Annotated in this window: 1 protein-coding gene; it reads left to right on the top strand. The window is 43.9% G+C overall.

Going from position 1 to position 786, the window contains the following annotated elements:
* Positions 1-23: 23 nt before the first annotated feature.
* Positions 24-786, top strand: a 763-nt coding sequence (locus A3766_RS08585; RefSeq protein WP_231882867.1) for a thrombospondin type 3 repeat-containing protein, incomplete at its 3' end; no start/stop codon positions are given.

Genomic DNA, 786 nt, shown 5'->3' with positions numbered 1-786 from the left:
TTTTGAATCTCGAAGCTAATACCATGCATTACTTGCAGGTTGATGCATTTAATATCCTTGGTGAGAAAACTAGTAGTGAGATTGTTAGCTTTACAACGCTTCATTTCGATAATGACTTTGATAATGACGGTGTAAGTAATGATGTGGATAACTGCCTGTTTACGCCAAACCCAGACCAAATCGACAGTGATAATGACGGTGCCGGGGATGCTTGTGACCCGCCTGTATTGGTCGACAATGACTTCGACAACGATGGAATACTGAATGATGTTGATAATTGCCCGACCACGCCGAACGCTGATCAAGCTGATAGCGACAACGATGGTTTGGGTGACGCCTGCGATGCGCCGAATAATAATGACAATGACTTCGATAATGATGGCGTACTTGACGATAACGATAACTGTCCTTTGGTTCCAAATGCTGATCAAGCTGATAGCGACAATAACGGTATTGGCGATGCTTGTGACGCCCCCTTAGTATCTGACGATGATTATGATAACGACGGCATACTGAATGATGTTGATAATTGTCCGTTAATTCCAAACACTAACCAGCTTGATAGTGATAATGATGGCATTGGTGATGTATGCGATACACCGGCCCTAGTTGATTACGACAGGGATGGTATTCCAGATGAAAGCGATAACTGCCCTTTGATTCCGAATAGTGATCAGGCTGACCGTGACAATAATGGTATAGGTGATGCTTGTGATGTTCCGCTTATCTCAGACGATGATTATGACGATGACGGCGTGCTTGACGGAGTCGATAACTGCCCATTAA

This window comes from Oleiphilus sp. HI0132 (assembly GCF_001635845.1).
This window is presented reverse-complemented; position numbering and strand designations above follow the sequence as displayed.